A 17,433-nucleotide genomic window follows, 5' to 3' on the forward strand; every position below is an offset into this window, starting at 1 on the left:
GGGCATTCTGCGCCATGACGATCGGTCTCCACCAGGGTCACCACGGGCGATTTCGCGCTGATGGACGCGACTGGTGGGGTTAATGAGACATTCACACCAGTCGGCGTGTCACCAGGTCCCACACCATCTCGGCCAGCGCCTCCTTGGGTCCGTACGGCACCGGGGTCTCACTGCCGTCGGCCCCCAGCACCACGGCCTCGTTCTCCTCGGCACCGAAGGTCTTGCGCTCCCCCACCTCGTTCACGACGAGAAGATCGCACCCCTTGCGCGCCAGCTTCTTACGACCGTTGGCGAGGACGTCGTCCGTCTCGGCGGCGAAACCGACGACCACCTGGCCGGGGCGGGGACGGTCCGCCGAGATCTCCGCGAGGATGTCCGGATTACGGACCAGAACGATCGGCTCCGGTTCCTGGTCGTCCTTCTTCTTGATCTTCCCGGCCGCGTAGGCGGCGGGGCGGAAGTCCGCCACCGCGGCCGCCATCACCACGGCGTCGGCGTCCGAGGTCGCCTTGAGGACCGCCTCGCGCAGCTGCACGGCCGTCCCGACCTGCACCACGTCCACACCCGCCGGGTCCGGCAGTCCCGTGTTCGCGGCGATCAGCGTGACCCGGGCGCCCCGCGCCGCCGCCGTGCGCGCCAGGGCGTACCCCTGCTTGCCGGAGGAGCGGTTGCCGAGGAAGCGGACGGGGTCGAGGGGCTCTCGGGTACCGCCGGCGCTGACGACGACGTGACGGCCGGCCAGATCGGGCTCGGTCACGCCGCGGGCGAGCACCCGGCGGCAGACCTCGAAGATCTCCGTGGGGTCGGGCAGCCGCCCCTTGCCGGTGTCGACACCGGTCAGGCGCCCCACCGCGGGCTCGATGACGACGGCGCCGCGGCGGCGCAGCGTCGCCACGTTCTCCTGGGTGGCGGGGTGCTCCCACATCTCGGTGTGCATGGCGGGCGCGAAGACGACCGGGCAGCGGGCCGTGAGCAGGGTGTTGGTGAGGAGGTCGTCGGCCAGGCCGTGGGCGGCCTTGGCCAGCATGTCGGCTGTCGCCGGAGCCACCACCACCAGGTCCGCGTGCTGTCCGATGCGGACGTGCGGGACCTCGTGGACGTCCGACCAGACCTCGGTGGAGACGGGGTGGCCGGAGAGCGCGGACCAGGTGGCGGCGCCGACGAAGTGCAGCGCGGAGGCGGTGGGGACGACGCGCACGTCGTGGCCCGACTCCGTCAGCCTGCGCAGCAGCTCACAGGCCTTGTACGCGGCGATGCCACCGCTGACTCCCAGGACGACCTTGGGCTTGTCCACCGTCTCTCCCCGAGCTCGGAAACGTACGACTCCATGACACACCACAGGCCCGGCGGTCGCGCCGCCGGGCCTGGGATGAGCGATTGAACGACTACTGCGCGGGGCCCTCGACAGCCTCGGACGTCAGCAGACCCGCGTTGATCTCGCGCAGGGCGATCGACAGCGGCTTCTCGTGGACGTGGGTGTCGACGAGCGGACCGACGTACTCAAGGAGGCCCTCGCCGAGCTGCGAGTAGTACGCGTTGATCTGACGGGCGCGCTTGGCCGCGTAGATCACGAGGCTGTACTTCGAGTCGGTGGCCTCGAGGAGCTCGTCGATCGGAGGGTTGATGATGCCCTCGGGAGCGGTAATGGAAGAGGACACGCTCTGCCTTCCGAAAGGTGGAAATGACCTAAAAGTGACCTGAAAGATCAAACAACTTCCACCAAGGCTAGCAGCTCACGCGCCACGTCCTCGACGGAGGTGTTGACCAGGGTGACATCGAACTCCGGCTCGGCCGCCAGTTCGATCTTGGCCGCCTCCAGGCGGCGCTCGATCACCTCGGGCGGTTCGGTGCCCCGTCCGGTGAGCCTGCGCACCAGCTCGTCCCAGGAGGGCGGAGCCAGGAACACGAGCAGGGCCTCCGACATGGACTCGCGGACCTGCCGTGCACCCTGGAGGTCGATCTCCAGGAGGACGGGCACACCCGACTCCAGGTGCTCCAGGACGGCGGCACGCGGCGTCCCGTAGCGGTTGCCGGCGAATTCGGCCCACTCCAGCAGCTCGCCGTTGGCGATCAGCTTGTCCATCTCTTCGTCGGAGACGAAGAAGTAGTGGACTCCATGCTTCTCACCGGGGCGCGGCTTGCGGGTCGTCGCCGACACCGAGAGCCAGACCTCGGGGTGTTCCTTGCGCATATGGGCGACGACCGTGCTCTTACCGACCCCAGAGGGGCCGGAGAGCACGGTCAGCCGCGGACGTTCACTCATGCAGCGATTATTCCAGCAATCCCGGTATGCCCAGGACTCAGGCGCCGGAGCCGCCGAACTCACGCTCCAGAGAAGCGATCTGGTTCGAGCCGAGGCCGCGTACGCGGCGGCTCTCGGAGATACCGAGTCGCTCCATGATCTGCTTGGCGCGGACCTTGCCCACGCCCGGCAGGGACTCCAGGAGAGCGGAGACCTTCATCTTGCCGATGACGTCGTTCTCCTGGCCCTGCTTGATGACCTCGTGAAGGGAGGCGCCGGAGTGCTTGAGTCGATTCTTGACCTCGGCCCGCTCCCGGCGAGCCGCGGCGGCCTTTTCGAGCGCGGCTGCGCGCTGTTCAGGGGTAAGGGGCGGAAGAGCCACGCCTACGTCACCTCGGATGTCGAACTGTCGGATACGGACCGGTGAGGAACCTAGTCGACCCCACACCTGGGGAGCTACGAGCAACACGCTTGCCCATTCGCTCTCGACGGAGACTAGCGGGCAAGTGCGCCGGAGTCAGCGAGAACAGCGGAAAAGTCCTGGTCAGCCTCCCTGGAGCCGGACATTTACGACATACTGCCCCGGATTTGAGGATGTATTCAGACTCGCGACGCTCCGAAGGCACTCATCGGAGGACTTCCGAACGGCTGTCGGAGGACTCAGGCGGCCGCCACAGCGGCTCTGATCTCCTCCGCGAAGCGCTCGGCGGACGTACGCAGCGCGACCACGTCGGGACCGTGACGAAGAACACCCCGGCTCACGTTCGGCACGACATTGCGCACCGCCGCCCCGAAGACGCCCGCCAGATCGGCCGCCGTGGCTCCCTGAGCACCGATGCCGGGTGCCAGGAGCGGTCCGTTGATGGCCAGGTCGTAGGAGGAGAGATCGCCCAGCGTGGCGCCGACGACCGCGCCGAAGGACCCCAGGGGTGTCTCTCCCGCGTTCTCGGCGGCGAGGTGGGCCAGCATGGTCGCTCCGACGTCACGGCCGTCCCCGCGGACCGCGTGCTGCACCTCGCCACCCTCCGGGTTCGAGGTGAGCGCGAGGACGAAGAGCCCGGCCCCGTTCTCGCGTGCCAGGTCCACCGCGGGCTTCAGCGAGCCGTAGCCCAGGTACGGCGACACGGTCAGCGCGTCCGAGAAGAGCGGCGCGTCCTTGCGCAGGAAGGTCTCCGCGTACGCGGCCATGGTGGAGCCGATGTCGCCGCGCTTGGCGTCCATCACGACCAGCGCCCCGGCCGCCCGCGCCTCCTCGACCGACTTCTCCAGGACGGCGATGCCCCGCGACCCGAACCGCTCGAAGAACGCGCTCTGCGGCTTGAGGACCGCGACCCGCTCGGCCAGCGCCTCGACGACGGTGCGGCTGAACCGCTCCAGGCCCGCGATGTCGTCGTTCAGGCCCCAGCCGGTGAGCAGCGAGGCGTGCGGGTCGATGCCGACGCACAGCGGGCCGCGCTCGTCCATGGCACGGCGAAGACGTGCGCCAAAGGGTTCCAGGCTCATGCGGACTTCCTCACGTCGGCGCCGACCGCGTCGGCGAGGGTGGCGTACGGGCTGGTACGGAGGCGGGCGGCGAGCCCCTTGTGGATCGCCCGGCCCCAGAAGGGGCCCTCGTAGATGAACGCGCTGTAGCCCTGGACCAGCGTGGCGCCGGCCAGGATGCGCTGCCAGGCGTCCTCGGCGTTCTCGATGCCACCGACGCCCACCAGGGTGATCCGGTCGCCCACGCGCGTGTAGAGGCGACGCAGCACCTCCAGGGATCGTGCCTTCAGCGGCGCGCCCGAGAGTCCGCCGGTCTCCTCGACGAGTGAGGGTTCGGACTTCAGACCGAGTCCTTCGCGCGCGATGGTGGTGTTCGTGGCGATGATCCCGTCCAGTCCGAGCTCGACGGCGAGGTCGGCGACCGCGTCGACGTCCTCGTCCGCGAGGTCGGGCGCGATCTTGACGAGCAGCGGCACGCGCCGGTCGGGGACCGCGCGGTCGGCGGCCTCGCGGACGGCGCTCAGCAGCGGCCGCAGTGCCTCGGTGGCCTGGAGGTTGCGCAGGCCGGGCGTGTTCGGCGAACTCACGTTCACCACGAGGTAGTCCGCGTGCCGGGCGAGCCGCTCGGTCGACTTCACGTAGTCGCCGACGGCCTCCTCCTCGGGGACGACCTTGGTCTTGCCGATGTTGACGCCCACGACGGTGCTGAAGACGGGCGTACGGGCCCCCAGGCGCTCGCTGACGGCCGCGGAGCCCTCGTTGTTGAACCCCATGCGGTTGATCAGCGCCCGGTCCGGCACAAGGCGGAACAGCCGCTTCTTGGGGTTGCCCGGCTGCGGCTCCCCCGTGACCGTGCCGATCTCGATGTGGTCGAAGCCGAGCATCGACATCCCGTCGATCGCGACGGCGTTCTTGTCGAAGCCCGCCGCGAGCCCGAAGGGACCGTGCATCCGCAGGCCGAACGCCTCGGTCCGCAGCTCCTTGTGGCGGGGCGCGAGCGCGGCGGCGACGAACGTACGCAGCACGGGGATACGAGCGGCGAGCCGGATCCAGCGGAAGGCGAGATGGTGGGCCCGCTCGGGGTCCATCCGCTTGAAGACCAGCCGGAAGAAAAGCTTGTACATGTCTCGGTGTCCTCTTGAAGCTCTCAGTGTCTTCGTGAAGCGTCTTCGTGAAGCCTCATGAGCCTCATGAAGAGGGGGACACCGTTTCCGGTGTCCCCCTCGGGGCTGCTAGTCGCGGGCCGCTGTCAGATGCTCGGCGTGTTCCTGGAGCGAGCGCACGCCCACGTCACCGTGGTTGAGCGCGTCGATGCCCTGGACGGCGGCGGCGAGTGCCTGGACGGTCGTCAGGCACGGCACGGAGCGTGCCACCGCGGCCGTACGGATCTCGTAGCCGTCGAGGCGGCCACCGGTGCCGTACGGCGTGTTGACGATGAGGTCGACCTCGCCGTCGTGGATCAGCTGGACGATGGTCCGCTCGCCGTTCGGTCCTGTGCCCTCGGACTGCTTGCGCACGACCGTCGCGTTGATGCCGTTGCGCTTGAGCACCTCGGCCGTGCCGGAGGTGGCCAGCAGCTCGAAGCCGTGCGCGACCAGCTCGCGCGCCGGGAAGATCATCGAGCGCTTGTCGCGGTTGGCGACCGAGATGAAGGCGCGCCCCTTGGTCGGCAGCGGACCGTAGGCACCCGCCTGCGACTTGGCGTACGCCGTGCCGAAGACGGAGTCGATGCCCATGACCTCACCGGTGGAGCGCATCTCCGGGCCGAGGACGGTGTCGACGCCGCGTCCGTGGATGTCGCGGAAGCGCGACCACGGCATGACGGCCTCCTTGACGGAGATCGGCGCGTCGAACGGCAGCTCGCCGCCGTCACCGTGCGCGGGGAGCAGCCCCTCCGCCCGCAGCTCGGCGACGGTCGCGCCCAGCGAGATCCGGGCGGCGGCCTTCGCCAGCGGCACCGCGGTCGCCTTCGAGGTGAAGGGGACCGTGCGGGAGGCTCGCGGGTTGGCTTCGAGGACGTAGAGGATGTCGCCCGCCATCGCGAACTGGATGTTGATCAGGCCACGGACGCCGACACCCTTCGCGATGGCCTCGGTGGAGGCCCGCAGCCGCTTGATGTCGAAGCCGCCCAGCGTGATCGGGGGCAGCGCGCACGCCGAGTCGCCGGAGTGGATGCCGGCCTCCTCGATGTGCTCCATCACGCCGCCGAGGTACAGCTCCTCGCCGTCGTACAGCGCGTCCACGTCGATCTCGATCGCGTCGTCGAGGAAGCGGTCGACGAGGACCGGCCGGGAGGGGCTGATCTCGGTCGACTCGGCGATGTAGGACGACAGCCGGGTCTCGTCGTACACGATCTCCATACCGCGCCCGCCGAGGACGTACGACGGCCGTACGAGGACCGGATAGCCGATCTCGTCCGCGATGGCCTTGGCCTCGGCGAAGGTGGTGGCGGTTCCGTGCTTGGGGGCCGGGAGACCGGCCTCCGCGAGGACGCGTCCGAAGGCGCCGCGGTCCTCGGCGGCGTGGATCGCCTCGGGGGACGTACCGACGACCGGCACTCCGTTGTCCTTGAGTGCCTGGGCCAGGCCCAGCGGGGTCTGCCCGCCGAGCTGGACGATCACACCGGCGATCGGGCCGGCCAGCGACTCCGCGTGGACGATCTCCAGCACGTCCTCGAGCGTCAGCGGCTCGAAGTACAGACGGTCGGAGGTGTCGTAGTCCGTGGATACGGTCTCGGGGTTGCAGTTGACCATCACGGTCTCGTAGCCCGCGTCGCTGAGCGCGAAGGAGGCGTGGACGCAGGAGTAGTCGAACTCGATGCCCTGGCCGATGCGGTTCGGACCGGAGCCCAGGATGATCACCGCGGGCTTCTCGCGCGGCGCGACCTCGGTCTCCTCGTCGTAGGAGGAGTAGAAGTACGGCGTCTTCGCCGCGAACTCGGCGGCGCAGGTGTCGACCGTCTTGTACACCGGGCGCACGCCCAGCGCGTGCCGCACCTCGCGCACCACGTCCTCGCGCAGCCCGCGGATCTCGGCGATCTGGGCGTCGGAGAAGCCGTGCCGCTTGGCCTCGGCGAGCAGCTCGGGGTCGAGCTTGTCGGCGGCGGCCAGCTCGTCCGCGATCTCCTTGATCAGGAAGAGCTGGTCGACGAACCACGGGTCGATCTTCGTCGACTCGTAGACCTCCTCGGGCGTGGCGCCCGCGCGGATCGCCTGCATGACGGAGTTGATCCGGCCGTCGGTGGGCCGCACGGCCTCTTCCAGGAGAAGCGCCTTGTCACCGGGCTCGCCGACGAACGTGAACTGGCTGCCCTTCTTCTCCAGCGACCGCAGCGCCTTCTGCAGCGCCTCGGTGAAGTTGCGGCCGATCGCCATGGCCTCGCCGACCGACTTCATGGTGGTCGTCAGGGTGGAGTCGGCGGACGGGAACTTCTCGAAGGCGAAGCGAGGGGCCTTCACGACCACGTAGTCGAGCGTCGGCTCGAAGGAGGCCGGGGTCTTCTCCGTGATGTCGTTCGGGATCTCGTCGAGCGTGTAGCCGACGGCGAGCTTCGCGGCGATCTTGGCGATCGGGAAGCCGGTCGCCTTGGAGGCGAGGGCCGAGGAGCGCGACACGCGCGGGTTCATCTCGATGACGATGATGCGGCCGTCGTCGGGGTTGACCGCGAACTGGATGTTGCAGCCGCCGGTGTCGACGCCGACCTCGCGGATGATCGCGATGCCGACGTCGCGCAGCCGCTGATATTCGCGGTCGGTCAGCGTCATGGCCGGGGCGACGGTGATGGAGTCGCCGGTGTGGACGCCCATGGGGTCGAAGTTCTCGATGGAGCAGACGACCACGACGTTGTCGTTCTTGTCGCGCATCAGCTCCAGCTCGTACTCCTTCCAGCCGAGGATGGACTCCTCCAGGAGCACCTCGGTGGTCGGGGACAGCGTGAGGCCCTGGCCGGCGATGCGGCGCAGCTCCTCCTCGTCGTGCGCGAAGCCGGAGCCGGCGCCGCCCATGGTGAAGGAGGGACGCACGACGACGGGGTAGCCCCCGAGCGTGTCGACGCCCTTGAGGACGTCCTCCATGGAGTGGCAGATCACCGACCGGGCGGACTCGCCGTGGCCGATCTTCTCGCGTACGGCCTCGACGACGCCCTTGAAGAGGTCGCGGTCCTCACCCTTGTTGATCGCCTCGACGTTGGCGCCGATGAGCTCGACACCGTACTTCTCCAGCACACCCTGCTCGTGCATGGAGATCGCGGTGTTGAGGGCCGTCTGGCCGCCGAGGGTCGGCAGCAGGACGTCGGGGCGCTCCTTGGCGATGATCTTCTCGACGAACTCGGGGGTGATCGGCTCGACGTAGGTGGCGTCGGCGATCTCCGGGTCCGTCATGATCGTCGCCGGGTTGGAGTTGACCAGGATGACCCTCAGGCCCTCGGCGCGCAGGATGCGGCACGCCTGGGTGCCGGAGTAGTCGAACTCGGCGGCCTGGCCGATGACGATCGGGCCGGAGCCGATGACCAGGACGGACTGGATATCGGTGCGCTTAGGCACGCTGGCCCTCCATCAGGGAAACGAAGCGGTCGAACAGGTAGGCGGCGTCGTGCGGGCCGGCTGCCGCTTCGGGGTGGTACTGGACGCTGAAGGCCGGCTGGTCGAGGAGGTGGAGCCCCTCGACGACCTGGTCGTTCAGGCAGACGTGAGAGACCTCGGCGCGGCCGTAGGGGGTCTCGGAGACCTTGTCGAGCGGCGCGTCGACGGCGAAGCCGTGGTTGTGCGCGGTGACCTCGACCTTGCCGGTCGTACGGTCCTGGACCGGCTGGTTGATGCCACGGTGGCCGTACTTCAGCTTGTACGTCCCGAAGCCGAGGGCGCGGCCGAGGATCTGGTTGCCGAAGCAGATGCCGAACAGCGGCGTCCTGCGGGCGAGGACCTCTCGCATGACGGCGACGGGACCGTCGGCGGTGGCCGGGTCACCGGGGCCGTTGGAGAAGAAGACCCCGTCGGGGTTCACGGCGTACACGTCCTCGGCCGTGGCCGTGGCGGGCAGCACGTGCACCTCGATGCCGCGCTCGGCCATGCGGTGCGGGGTCATGCCCTTGATGCCCAGGTCGACGGCGGCGACGGTGAACTTCTTCTCGCCGATGGCGGGGACGACGTACGTCTCCTTGGTGGCGACCTCGGCGGCGAGGTTCGCGCCCTTCATCTCGGGCGCCTGGCGCACCTCGGCGAGCATCGTGCCCTCGTCGGGCAGCGCGTTGCCGGAGAAGATGCCGACGCGCATGGCGCCGCGCTCACGCAGGTGACGGGTGAGGGCGCGGGTGTCGATACCGCTGATGCCGACGACGCCCTGGCTGCGCAGTTCCTCGTCCAGCGAGCGCCGGGCGCGCCAGTTGGAGGGCACGCGCGCGGGGTCGCGGACGACGTAGCCGGCGACCCAGATCCGCTTCGACTCGGGGTCCTCGTCGTTGACGCCGGTGTTGCCGACGTGCGGGGCGGTCATGACGACGACCTGGCGGTGGTACGACGGGTCGGTGAGGGTCTCCTGGTAGCCGGTCATCCCGGTGGAGAACACGGCCTCGCCGAAGGTCACCCCCGCGGCCCCGTAGGCGCGGCCACGGAAGGTCCGGCCGTCCTCCAGGACGAGTACGGCGGGAGCTGCCTTGTGCCTCTGCGAGGCGGCTCCCTGGTTGGAGGTCGTCATCGTGCGCCTTCCGTCTTGGTGCTCTCGTTGATCATGTTGTTCAGGGCGTCGACCCACTCCGTGTGCTCGGCCGCGCGGTCCGAGCGGAAACCGGAGTCGATCAGCTTGTCGCCGTGCGCCCAGGTGACGACGAGCAGACCGCCCTCACTGAGGACCTTCCCGGCGATGCCCTTGCCGAGCAGTGCCTCGCGCAGCGCCTCGGCCGGGATGAAGAAGTCGCTGGCGCCGGGGCGTACGACGTCCAGTCCCGCGTCCGTCAGCGTGAGCTCGACCCGGCTTCGGGTGCCCAGGCCGTGTGCCACGATGCGGTCCAGCCACTGCCCGGCGGTGGTGGAGCCGTGGTAGCGGCCGCTCATGCTCAGTTTCACCGGGCCGGGGTCTTCCGGCGCGGTGGGCAGCTCCGGCAAGTCACTCTGAAGGGTGCCGCGCCACCTCCAGCCCTCGCGCATCAGCCAGTAGACGAGGGCGACGAACAGGACGAGGCCGACGAGCCAGCCGATCCGGGCGGCCCAGTCGGTCACTTCGGCCGACTTCTGTTCGGCAGCCAAGGAGGCGGCCATCGGGATGAGAGATGTCACGCGAGCTTCCCGTCGACGAGGGTGGCCTTGCCCCGCAGCCAGGTGTGCGTGACCCGGCCCGGCAGCTCACGGCCCTCGTAGGGGGTGTTGCGGCTGCGCGAGGCGAAGCCCGCGGGGTCCACGGACCCACGGTATGCCGTGTCGACGAGCGTGAGGTTGGCGGGCTCACCTGCCGAGACGGGACGGCCGTGGCCCGCGGCCTGCCCGATCCGGGCGGGCTTGAAGGACATGCGGTCGGCGACGCCGGCCCAGTCGAGCAGCCCGGTCTCCACCATCGTCTGCTGGACGACGGAGAGCGCGGTCTCGAGGCCCACCATGCCCATGGCGGCGGCGGCCCACTCGCAGTCCTTGTCCTCGTGCGGGTGCGGCGCGTGGTCGGTGGCGACGATGTCGATGGTGCCGTCGGCGAGCGCCTCGCGCAGCGCCGTCACGTCGCGCTCGGTGCGCAGCGGCGGGTTGACCTTGTAGACCGGGTTGTACGTGCGGACCAGCTCGTCGGTGAGGAGGAGGTGGTGCGGGGTGACCTCGGCGGTGACGTCGATGCCGCGGGACTTGGCCCAGCGCACGATCTCGACGCTGCCGGCGGTCGACAGGTGGCAGATGTGGACGCGCGAGCCGACGTGCTCGGCGAGCAGGACATCCCGGGCGATGATCGATTCTTCGGCCACCGCGGGCCAGCCCCCGAGTCCCAGCTCGGCGGAGACGACGCCCTCGTTCATCTGGGCGCCCTCGGTGAGGCGGGGCTCCTGCGCGTGCTGCGCGACCACGCCTCCGAAGGCCTTCACATACTCCAGGGCCCGGCGCATGATCACCGCGTCGTCCACGCACTTGCCGTCGTCCGAGAAGACCGTGACGCCGGCCGCGGACTCGTGCATCGCGCCCAGCTCGGCGAGCTTCTTGCCCTCCAGGCCGACCGTGACGGCGCCGATGGGCTGCACGTCGCAGTAGCCGTGCTCCTGGCCGAGCCGGTAGACCTGTTCGACCACACCGGCGGTGTCGGCGACGGGGAAGGTGTTGGCCATGGCGAAGACGGCGGTGTAGCCGCCGCTCGCCGCCGCTCGCGTACCGGTCAGGACGGTCTCGGAGTCCTCACGACCGGGCTCCCGCAGATGGGTGTGCAGGTCGACGAGGCCCGGCAGGAGGACCTTGCCGTCGGCCTCGACGACCTCGGCGCCCTCGTCCGGGAGACCGGTACCGACCGCCTCGATCACGGCGCCGTCGATCAGTACGTCCTGCGGCTCGCCCCCGAGCACCTTCGCACCACGGATCAGGATCTTGCTCATGTTCTTACTTCTCCTCGGTACGGGTGTGGGTGACGGCGGGCTCGTTGCCGCCCAGCAGCAGGTAGAGCACGGCCATGCGGATCGAGACGCCGTTCGCGACCTGCTCGACGACGGTGCAGCGGTCGGAGTCGGCGACCTCGGCGGTGATCTCCATGCCGCGGACCATTGGGCCGGGGTGCATCACGATGGCGTGCTCGGGCATCTTCGCCATGCGGTCGCCGTCGAGGCCGTAGCGCCGCGAGTACTCGCGCTCAGTCGGGAAGAACGCCGCGTTCATCCGCTCGCGCTGGACGCGCAGCATCATCACCGCGTCGGACTTGGAGAGGGTGCTGTCGAGGTCGTAGGAGATCTCGCAGGGCCAGGACCCCACGCCGACCGGCACCAGGGTGGGCGGGGCGACGAGGGTGACCTCGGCGCCGAGGGTGTGCAGCAGGTCGACGTTGGAGCGGGCGACCCGGCTGTGCAGGATGTCGCCGACGATCGTGATGCGCTTGCCGGCCAGGTCCTGCCCTATCCCGGCGTCGCGGCCGACCAGGCGGCGGCGCATGGTGAAGGCGTCGAGCAGGGCCTGCGTGGGGTGCTGGTGGGTGCCGTCACCCGCGTTGATGACGGCGGCGTCGATCCAGCCGGAGGTGGCGAGCCGGTACGGGGCTCCGGAGGCGCCGTGCCGGATGACGACGGCGTCGACGCCCATGGCTTCGAGGGTCTGGGCGGTGTCCTTCAGGGACTCCCCCTTGGACACCGAGGAACCCTTGGCGGTGAAGTTGATGACGTCCGCGGAGAGGCGCTTCTCGGCGGCCTCGAAGGAGATCCGGGTACGGGTCGAGTCCTCGAAGAAGAGGTTGACGACGGTGCGGCCGCGCAGGGTCGGCAGCTTTTTGATCGGCCGGTCGGCGACCCGGGCCATCTCCTCGGCGGTGTCGAGGATCAGGACGGCGTCGTCGCGGGTGAGGTCGGCGGCCGAGATGAGATGACGCTGCATCTGTCAGGCTCCGTAAGGCAGTTCAGGAGAATTCGGACAAGCGGGCGCGCGCGGAGCGCACTCGGGGCGTACGGCGGTGACGTACTCCGGAGTGCTACTGCTGTGCGTCCGGGGAGGTCCGCTTCGCACCGAGCAGCACGGTGTCGCGACCGTCCTCCTCGGCGAGCTGGACCTTGACCGTCTCCCGCAACGACGTGGGGAGGTTCTTGCCGACGTAGTCGGCGCGGATGGGCAGTTCGCGGTGGCCGCGGTCGACGAGGACCGCGAGCTGCACGGCGCGCGGCCGGCCGATGTCGTTCAGCGCGTCGAGCGCGGCGCGGATGGTGCGGCCGGAGAAGAGCACGTCGTCGACGAGGACGACCAGGCGGCCGTCGATGCCGTCACCGGGGATCTCGGTGCGGGCCAGCGCACGCGGCGGGTGCATGCGCAGGTCGTCGCGGTACATGGTGATGTCGAGCGAGCCGACCGGGATCTTGCGAGCGGTGATCTCTTCGAGCTTGTCGGCCAGTCTGCGGGCCAGGAAGACACCCCGGGTCGGAATGCCGAGGAGCACCACGTCGTCGGCACCCTTGGCGCGTTCGACGATCTCGTGGGCGATGCGGGTCAGCACCCGCGCGATGTCGGGGGCTTCCAGAACGGGCCGCGCATCGGCTTCGTACTGCTGTTTGTCCTGCTCGGTGTCCATACGAAACGGACCTCCTTCTCCGCCTCACGGGACGGATCATTAAAGGACGTCGGATTTGCGCCATCCACGGTACCAGCCCGGCAACGCGCCTGATCACCACCCTGTGGGCCACCGCCGGTGACTCCCGCGCGAAGGTCGGTCCGGACCATTCGGCTTGACGGGGGAGAGTAACGCTGCGTAACCTCACAGTGAGTCACCAGAGTCACCAGCCGCGCGGCGGAGCCGCACGTTGATACAGCGTCCGGGGAGCTATATGTCCAGCGAATACGCCAAACAGCTCGGGGCCAAGCTCCGGGCCATCCGCACCCAGCAGGGCCTTTCCCTCCACGGAGTCGAGGAGAAGTCACAGGGACGCTGGAAGGCGGTCGTGGTCGGGTCGTACGAGCGCGGCGACCGCGCCGTCACCGTGCAGCGCCTCGCCGAACTGGCGGATTTCTACGGGGTTCCCGTGCAGGAGCTGCTGCCCGGCACCACTCCTGGCGGAGCCGCCGAGCCGCCGCCGAAGCTCGTCCTCGACCTGGAGCGGCTGGCCCACGTGCCGGCCGAGAAGGCGGGTCCGCTGCAGCGTTACGCCGCGACGATCCAGTCCCAGCGCGGTGACTACAACGGCAAGGTGCTGTCGATCCGCCAGGACGACCTGCGCACCCTCGCCGTCATCTACGACCAGTCGCCCTCGGTCCTCACCGAGCAGCTGATCAGCTGGGGCGTGCTGGACGCGGACGCGCGCCGCGCCGTCTCCCACGACGAGGGCTGACCCCTTCGGGGAGTTCAGCAGAAACGTGCCGCCGGGGTGGCCGGAACCATGTGTTCCGGCCACCCCGGCGGCTTTGTGCGGGCCTCGGGAGCCAGCTGGGTACGGGAACGCCGGAGGGCCCGCAGCGGACGTGCTGCGGGCCCTCCGGCGTTCTCGTACGTCGTCTACGGGCGCGTACGTTCCACTGGCGCCGTGCGCGCTGAGCGGACCGGGCGAAGTCCGCTGCGGTTCCCCAGCGCCCTGAAGGGGCGCGGGGAACTGCGCGGCCGGCCTCGATGGCGCCGCAGACGACCGACGGCACATCCCGGCACTTTCCAGCGGAGCGCTCAGGCCTCGTCGCGGCGCAGCGACGGCTTCAAGTCCTTCAGGCGGCCCAGCAGGCCGTTCACGAACGAGGGCGACTCGTCCGTGGAGAACTCCTTCGCCAGCTGCACCGCCTCGTCGAGGACCACCGCGTCGGGGGTCCCGTCGACCCAGATCAGCTCGTAGGCGCCGAGGCGCAGGATGTTGCGGTCGACGACCGGCATCCTGTCCAGCGTCCAGTCGACGGCATACGTCGCGATGAGCTCGTCGATCCGCTTCGCCTTCGTGGCGTAGCCCTCGACCAGCTCCATCGTGTACTCGCTGACCGGCGGCTGCCGGGTGTCGGTCCGGGAGTGCCGGACCCAGTCCGCGAGGACCGTCAGGACGTCCACGCCGCGCTGGTCGCCCTCGAAGAGGATCTGGAAGGCGCGCTTGCGGGCCGTGTTGCGGGCAGCCACGGTTAGCTGTTCACCCGGCCGAGGTAGTCGCTCGTGCGGGTGTCGACCTTGATCTTCTCACCGGTGGTGATGAAGAGCGGGACCTGGATCTGGTGACCGGTCTCCAGGGTGGCGGGCTTGGTGCCGCCGGTGGAGCGGTCGCCCTGGACACCCGGCTCGGTCTCCTGGATGACGAGCTCGACGGCGGCCGGCAGCTCGACGAAGAGCACCTCGCCCTCGTGCTGCGCCACGGTGGCGGTGAAGCCCTCGATCAGGAAGTTGGCGGCGTCGCCGACGGACTTGCGGTCGACCATCAGCTGGTCGTACGTGTCCATGTCCATGAAGACGAAGTACTCGCCGTCCATGTACGAGAACTGCATGTCGCGCTTGTCGATCGTGGCCGTCTCGACCTTGACGCCGGCGTTGAACGTCTTGTCGACGACCTTGCCGGAGAGCACGTTCTTCAGCTTGGTGCGCACGAAGGCCGGGCCCTTGCCGGGCTTGACGTGCTGGAACTCGACGACGGACCAGAGCTGGCCTCCGTCGAGCTTGAGCACCAGGCCGTTCTTGAGGTCGTTCGTGGAAGCCACGGTTGCGGAATCTCCTGGACTGACGTGGACGACCCCGGGGCACGCACGTAGCGATTGGCTACAGCGCGAGCAGTTCCTTGGTCGTGATGGTGAGTAGCTCGGGTCCGCCGTCCGCCTCGGGGCGTACGACGAGCGTGTCATCGATCCTGACACCGCCCCGGCCCGGGAGGTGGACCCCCGGTTCGACGGTGACCGGCACGCAAGTGTCCAGTTTACCCATGGCCGCGGGGGCCAGCTGCGGGTCCTCGTCGATTTCGAGCCCCACACCGTGCCCGGTCAGTGCGGGAAGGCCTTCCGTGTGGCCCGCGGAGTCGAGCACCTGGCGTGCGGCCCGGTCCACGTCACGGTAGGCGGCGCCGGGTACCAGGGCCTCGCGTCCGGCCCGCTGGGCGGCGAAGACGAGGTCGTACAACTCGATCTGCCAGTCCGCGGGCGAGGTGCCGATCACAAAGGTACGGCCGATTTCGCAACGGTAGCCGCGGTAGGTCGCGCCGAGGCAGACGGAGAGGAAATCTCCCTCCTCGACGCGCCGGTCGGTGGGCCGGTGCCCGCGCCGCCCGGAGTTCGGGCCGGTGCCCACGGAGGTCGCGAAGGCGGGGCCGTCGGCACCGTGGTCGACGAGCCGACGCTCCAGCTCCAGCGCGAGATGCCGCTCGGTGCGGCCGACGAGGATCGATTCGAGGAGCTCCCCGAGCGCCTGGTCGGCGATCTCGGCGCCGATCCGCAGACAGGAGATCTCCTCCTCGTCCTTGATCACCCGCAGCTGCTCCACCGCACCGCCCAGGTCGGCGAGGCGCAGCCCGGGTGCCACCGAGCCGATGGCCCGGTGCCGGGTCACGGTGAGGTGGTGCTCCTCGACCGCCAGGGAGTCGGCGCCCTGGGCGATGGCGGCGTCGGCGGCGGCCACGGCCGCGTCGCCCCCGGCGCGCGGCAGCACCTGCACGCGCAGCGCCTCGTCGGGACGCCCCTCGGCGGCCTCGCCGCTCGGCGGAGCGCCGCAGAGCAGCAGGTCCTCACTGCTGCCCAGCAGGAGGACCGCACCGCGCGGGGCCGCGCCGGCGAGGTACCTCACGTTGGCCGGGCGGGTGACGAGCGCCGTCGCGCTGCCGCCCGCCGCGCAGCGCTCCCGAAGCCGCTCGCGTCGCGCCGCGTACACCTCTGACATAAATCGAGCCTACGAGCGTCGACGCGATGTCGCCGTTCCAGCGGGGCCGGATGGGCTGTAGGCGGTCGACGGTGAGACGGAGGCGCCACGGGCGGGGGCCGGGGGGTGGTTCCGCGACTGCGATCAGCGGGGCCCGACAGGTGGCGCGACCTGACTCGCGGGGCGCCGCGCCCTGACCGTCCGGACAACGGCGGGGGGCGACAGGATGGACGCGGCACCCCCGACGGGGTCGCCGACGACGCCGTACCGCGGGGCTACCACTGCGGTGGGCTCGCGATGGAGCGGGCCAGGACCTCGTCCAGCACGCGGGCCGTGGACGGGACGTCGAGCTGGGAGTTGTCGATGATGGGGAGCCCGGAGCCGTACCAGCCGGCCATCCGGCCGTGGATACGGGCGACTTCCTCGTCGGTCAGGCGGCGGTTTCCGGAGCGCTCGGCGTTGCGCTCCAGGACTATCTCCAGGCCCGGCAACAACACCACGGGCAGCAACCCCGGCCCGACGTGTCGCTTCCAGCCGCCGAGGCCGACGACCGGGCGGTCCGGGAAGACCGCGTCGTCGAGGATGCAGGAGATGCCGTTCGCCAGGAAGTTCCGCGCGGCGAAGCCGCAGGTGCGGCGGGCCAGGCGGTACTGCGCCTCCGAATGGTCGTTCCACCCCGACTGCGGATCGGCGAAGCCCGAGCGCACCCATTCCCGCACGTCGTCGAGGCTGATGTGGGCGGTCGGCACCCGGCGGTGGTCCGCCCAGTACTTGGCGACGCTCGTCTTGCCCGCACCCGCGGGCCCGATGAGCAGCACGGCGAGGGTGGTCGCCGCGGGGTCGGGGGCGCCCGGGGCGCTGGGCATGGCGACCGGGCCGCCCGGGGGCAGCTGCACATGGCCCGTCGTGTCGGGGATCGGCGCCGCGGGGGCGTGCTGCGGGGGCGCGGGATGGGGCAGGTGCGCGGGCGGCGCGGGATGTCCCGGCGGCGGACCGGTGAAGCCGGGGGCGGGTGGGCTCGTGGGCGCCGGACCGGCGGGTCCGCCCGGGTGTCCCGGGTGCTGTGCGGCCGGCGACCAGCCGGCGGCGGGTCCTTGCCCCGGCTGGTGGGGCGGCGGCAGCGGAGCCCCCACTGCGTGCTGCATCCGGTGCCACTCCGTCTCGTGATCTTTTCGCCCGTTCGCTCGCGGCGGGCGATTGACGCCGACGAGCGGAGCCTCCCGCTCTCCCCCACAGCCTGAAGGGCGCGGGAGCGACCCCTA

Annotated in this window: 17 protein-coding genes; 1 reads left to right on the plus strand and 16 read right to left on the minus strand. The window is 70.1% G+C overall.

Annotated features, from left to right (window positions below):
• Positions 1–91: 91 nt before the first annotated feature.
• From coaBC to pyrR, 12 genes are all read right to left on the minus strand, one after another.
• Positions 92–1,294 carry a bifunctional phosphopantothenoylcysteine decarboxylase/phosphopantothenate--cysteine ligase CoaBC gene (coaBC, locus tag ACZ7M2_RS35035; protein WP_471598733.1) on the minus strand — a complete coding sequence of 401 codons (1,203 nt, stop codon included), beginning with the start codon at positions 1,292–1,294 and terminating at the stop codon, positions 92–94.
• Between the two features lie 91 nt (positions 1,295–1,385).
• Complete coding sequence (gene rpoZ, locus ACZ7M2_RS35040; RefSeq protein ID WP_003982715.1) at positions 1,386–1,658, minus strand: DNA-directed RNA polymerase subunit omega; 273 nt, start codon at positions 1,656–1,658, stop codon at positions 1,386–1,388.
• Between the two features lie 47 nt (positions 1,659–1,705).
• The gene (gmk, locus tag ACZ7M2_RS35045; protein WP_054233983.1) at positions 1,706–2,263 is read right to left on the minus strand and encodes a guanylate kinase; all 558 of its coding nucleotides are present in this window, start codon (positions 2,261–2,263) and stop codon (positions 1,706–1,708) included.
• A 37-nt stretch (positions 2,264–2,300) separates the two neighbouring features.
• Positions 2,301–2,624, minus strand: a complete 324-nt coding sequence (locus ACZ7M2_RS35050) for an integration host factor (protein ID WP_016638838.1) — start codon at positions 2,622–2,624, stop codon at positions 2,301–2,303.
• 278 nt (positions 2,625–2,902) lie between these two features.
• Positions 2,903–3,745 carry an orotidine-5'-phosphate decarboxylase gene (gene pyrF, locus ACZ7M2_RS35055; RefSeq protein ID WP_352049281.1) on the minus strand — a complete coding sequence of 281 codons (843 nt, stop codon included), beginning with the start codon at positions 3,743–3,745 and terminating at the stop codon, positions 2,903–2,905.
• Entirely contained in the window at positions 3,742–4,848 is a 1,107-nt protein-coding gene (locus tag ACZ7M2_RS35060; RefSeq protein ID WP_471598734.1) for a quinone-dependent dihydroorotate dehydrogenase, read from the minus strand. The genes pyrF and ACZ7M2_RS35060 overlap by 4 nt, the downstream gene beginning before the upstream one ends.
• Positions 4,849–4,956: 108 nt before the next feature.
• Positions 4,957–8,265, minus strand: coding sequence for a carbamoyl-phosphate synthase large subunit (gene carB, locus ACZ7M2_RS35065; protein ID WP_471598735.1), 3,309 nt, complete (start codon positions 8,263–8,265; stop codon positions 4,957–4,959).
• Entirely contained in the window at positions 8,258–9,415 is a 1,158-nt protein-coding gene (carA, locus tag ACZ7M2_RS35070) for a glutamine-hydrolyzing carbamoyl-phosphate synthase small subunit (RefSeq protein ID WP_382178080.1), read from the minus strand. The genes carB and carA overlap by 8 nt, the downstream gene beginning before the upstream one ends.
• Complete coding sequence (locus tag ACZ7M2_RS35075; RefSeq protein WP_471598827.1) at positions 9,412–9,975, minus strand: PH-like domain-containing protein; 564 nt, start codon at positions 9,973–9,975, stop codon at positions 9,412–9,414. The genes carA and ACZ7M2_RS35075 overlap by 4 nt, the downstream gene beginning before the upstream one ends.
• 14 nt (positions 9,976–9,989) lie before the next feature.
• Positions 9,990–11,276 (minus strand): dihydroorotase, encoded by a 1,287-nt coding sequence (locus tag ACZ7M2_RS35080; protein WP_352049286.1) that lies wholly within the window; start codon positions 11,274–11,276, stop codon positions 9,990–9,992.
• A 4-nt stretch (positions 11,277–11,280) separates the two neighbouring features.
• Entirely contained in the window at positions 11,281–12,258 is a 978-nt protein-coding gene (locus ACZ7M2_RS35085; protein ID WP_352049287.1) for an aspartate carbamoyltransferase catalytic subunit, read from the minus strand.
• A gap of 94 nt (positions 12,259–12,352) precedes the next feature.
• The gene (pyrR, locus tag ACZ7M2_RS35090) at positions 12,353–12,943 is read right to left on the minus strand and encodes a bifunctional pyr operon transcriptional regulator/uracil phosphoribosyltransferase PyrR (RefSeq protein ID WP_352049288.1); all 591 of its coding nucleotides are present in this window, start codon (positions 12,941–12,943) and stop codon (positions 12,353–12,355) included.
• Between the two features lie 253 nt (positions 12,944–13,196).
• On the opposite strand from pyrR, the gene bldD reads away from it, so the two are divergent.
• Complete coding sequence (gene bldD, locus ACZ7M2_RS35095) at positions 13,197–13,697, plus strand: transcriptional regulator BldD (RefSeq protein WP_067366005.1); 501 nt, start codon at positions 13,197–13,199, stop codon at positions 13,695–13,697.
• A 326-nt stretch (positions 13,698–14,023) separates the two neighbouring features.
• Here bldD and nusB read toward each other — a convergent pair whose 3' ends face one another.
• The 4 genes from nusB to ACZ7M2_RS35115 form a co-directional block, all read right to left on the minus strand.
• Positions 14,024–14,458 (minus strand): transcription antitermination factor NusB, encoded by a 435-nt coding sequence (gene nusB / locus ACZ7M2_RS35100; protein ID WP_352047892.1) that lies wholly within the window; start codon positions 14,456–14,458, stop codon positions 14,024–14,026.
• A gap of 2 nt (positions 14,459–14,460) precedes the next feature.
• Positions 14,461–15,027 (minus strand): elongation factor P, encoded by a 567-nt coding sequence (gene efp / locus ACZ7M2_RS35105; RefSeq protein WP_010988257.1) that lies wholly within the window; start codon positions 15,025–15,027, stop codon positions 14,461–14,463.
• Positions 15,028–15,085: 58 nt separating this feature from the next.
• Positions 15,086–16,192 carry a M24 family metallopeptidase gene (locus ACZ7M2_RS35110; RefSeq protein ID WP_471598736.1) on the minus strand — a complete coding sequence of 369 codons (1,107 nt, stop codon included), beginning with the start codon at positions 16,190–16,192 and terminating at the stop codon, positions 15,086–15,088.
• Positions 16,193–16,446: 254 nt separating this feature from the next.
• Complete coding sequence (locus tag ACZ7M2_RS35115) at positions 16,447–17,316, minus strand: Pro-rich N-terminal domain-containing protein (RefSeq protein WP_352047894.1); 870 nt, start codon at positions 17,314–17,316, stop codon at positions 16,447–16,449.
• Positions 17,317–17,433: the final 117 nt, after the last annotated feature.

Source organism: Streptomyces sp. NPDC111507 (assembly GCF_055638955.1).

Bases quoted from the DNA above. Each gene is read 5' to 3' on its own strand.
- carA (WP_382178080.1), bottom strand. From the start codon at position 9,415: ATGACGACCTCCAACCAGGGAGCCGCCTCGCAGAGGCACAAGGCAGCT.
- ACZ7M2_RS35115 (WP_352047894.1), bottom strand. From the start codon at position 17,316: ATGCAGCACGCAGTGGGGGCTCCGCTGCCGCCGCCCCACCAGCCGGGG.
- gmk (WP_054233983.1), bottom strand. From the start codon at position 2,263: ATGAGTGAACGTCCGCGGCTGACCGTGCTCTCCGGCCCCTCTGGGGTC.
- pyrR (WP_352049288.1), bottom strand. From the start codon at position 12,943: ATGGACACCGAGCAGGACAAACAGCAGTACGAAGCCGATGCGCGGCCC.
- ACZ7M2_RS35060 (WP_471598734.1), bottom strand. From the start codon at position 4,848: ATGTACAAGCTTTTCTTCCGGCTGGTCTTCAAGCGGATGGACCCCGAG.
- ACZ7M2_RS35075 (WP_471598827.1), bottom strand. From the start codon at position 9,975: ATGGCCGCCTCCTTGGCTGCCGAACAGAAGTCGGCCGAAGTGACCGAC.
- ACZ7M2_RS35080 (WP_352049286.1), bottom strand. From the start codon at position 11,276: ATGAGCAAGATCCTGATCCGTGGTGCGAAGGTGCTCGGGGGCGAGCCG.
- ACZ7M2_RS35085 (WP_352049287.1), bottom strand. From the start codon at position 12,258: ATGCAGCGTCATCTCATCTCGGCCGCCGACCTCACCCGCGACGACGCC.
- bldD (WP_067366005.1), top strand. From the start codon at position 13,197: ATGTCCAGCGAATACGCCAAACAGCTCGGGGCCAAGCTCCGGGCCATC.
- ACZ7M2_RS35110 (WP_471598736.1), bottom strand. From the start codon at position 16,192: ATGTCAGAGGTGTACGCGGCGCGACGCGAGCGGCTTCGGGAGCGCTGC.
- pyrF (WP_352049281.1), bottom strand. From the start codon at position 3,745: ATGAGCCTGGAACCCTTTGGCGCACGTCTTCGCCGTGCCATGGACGAG.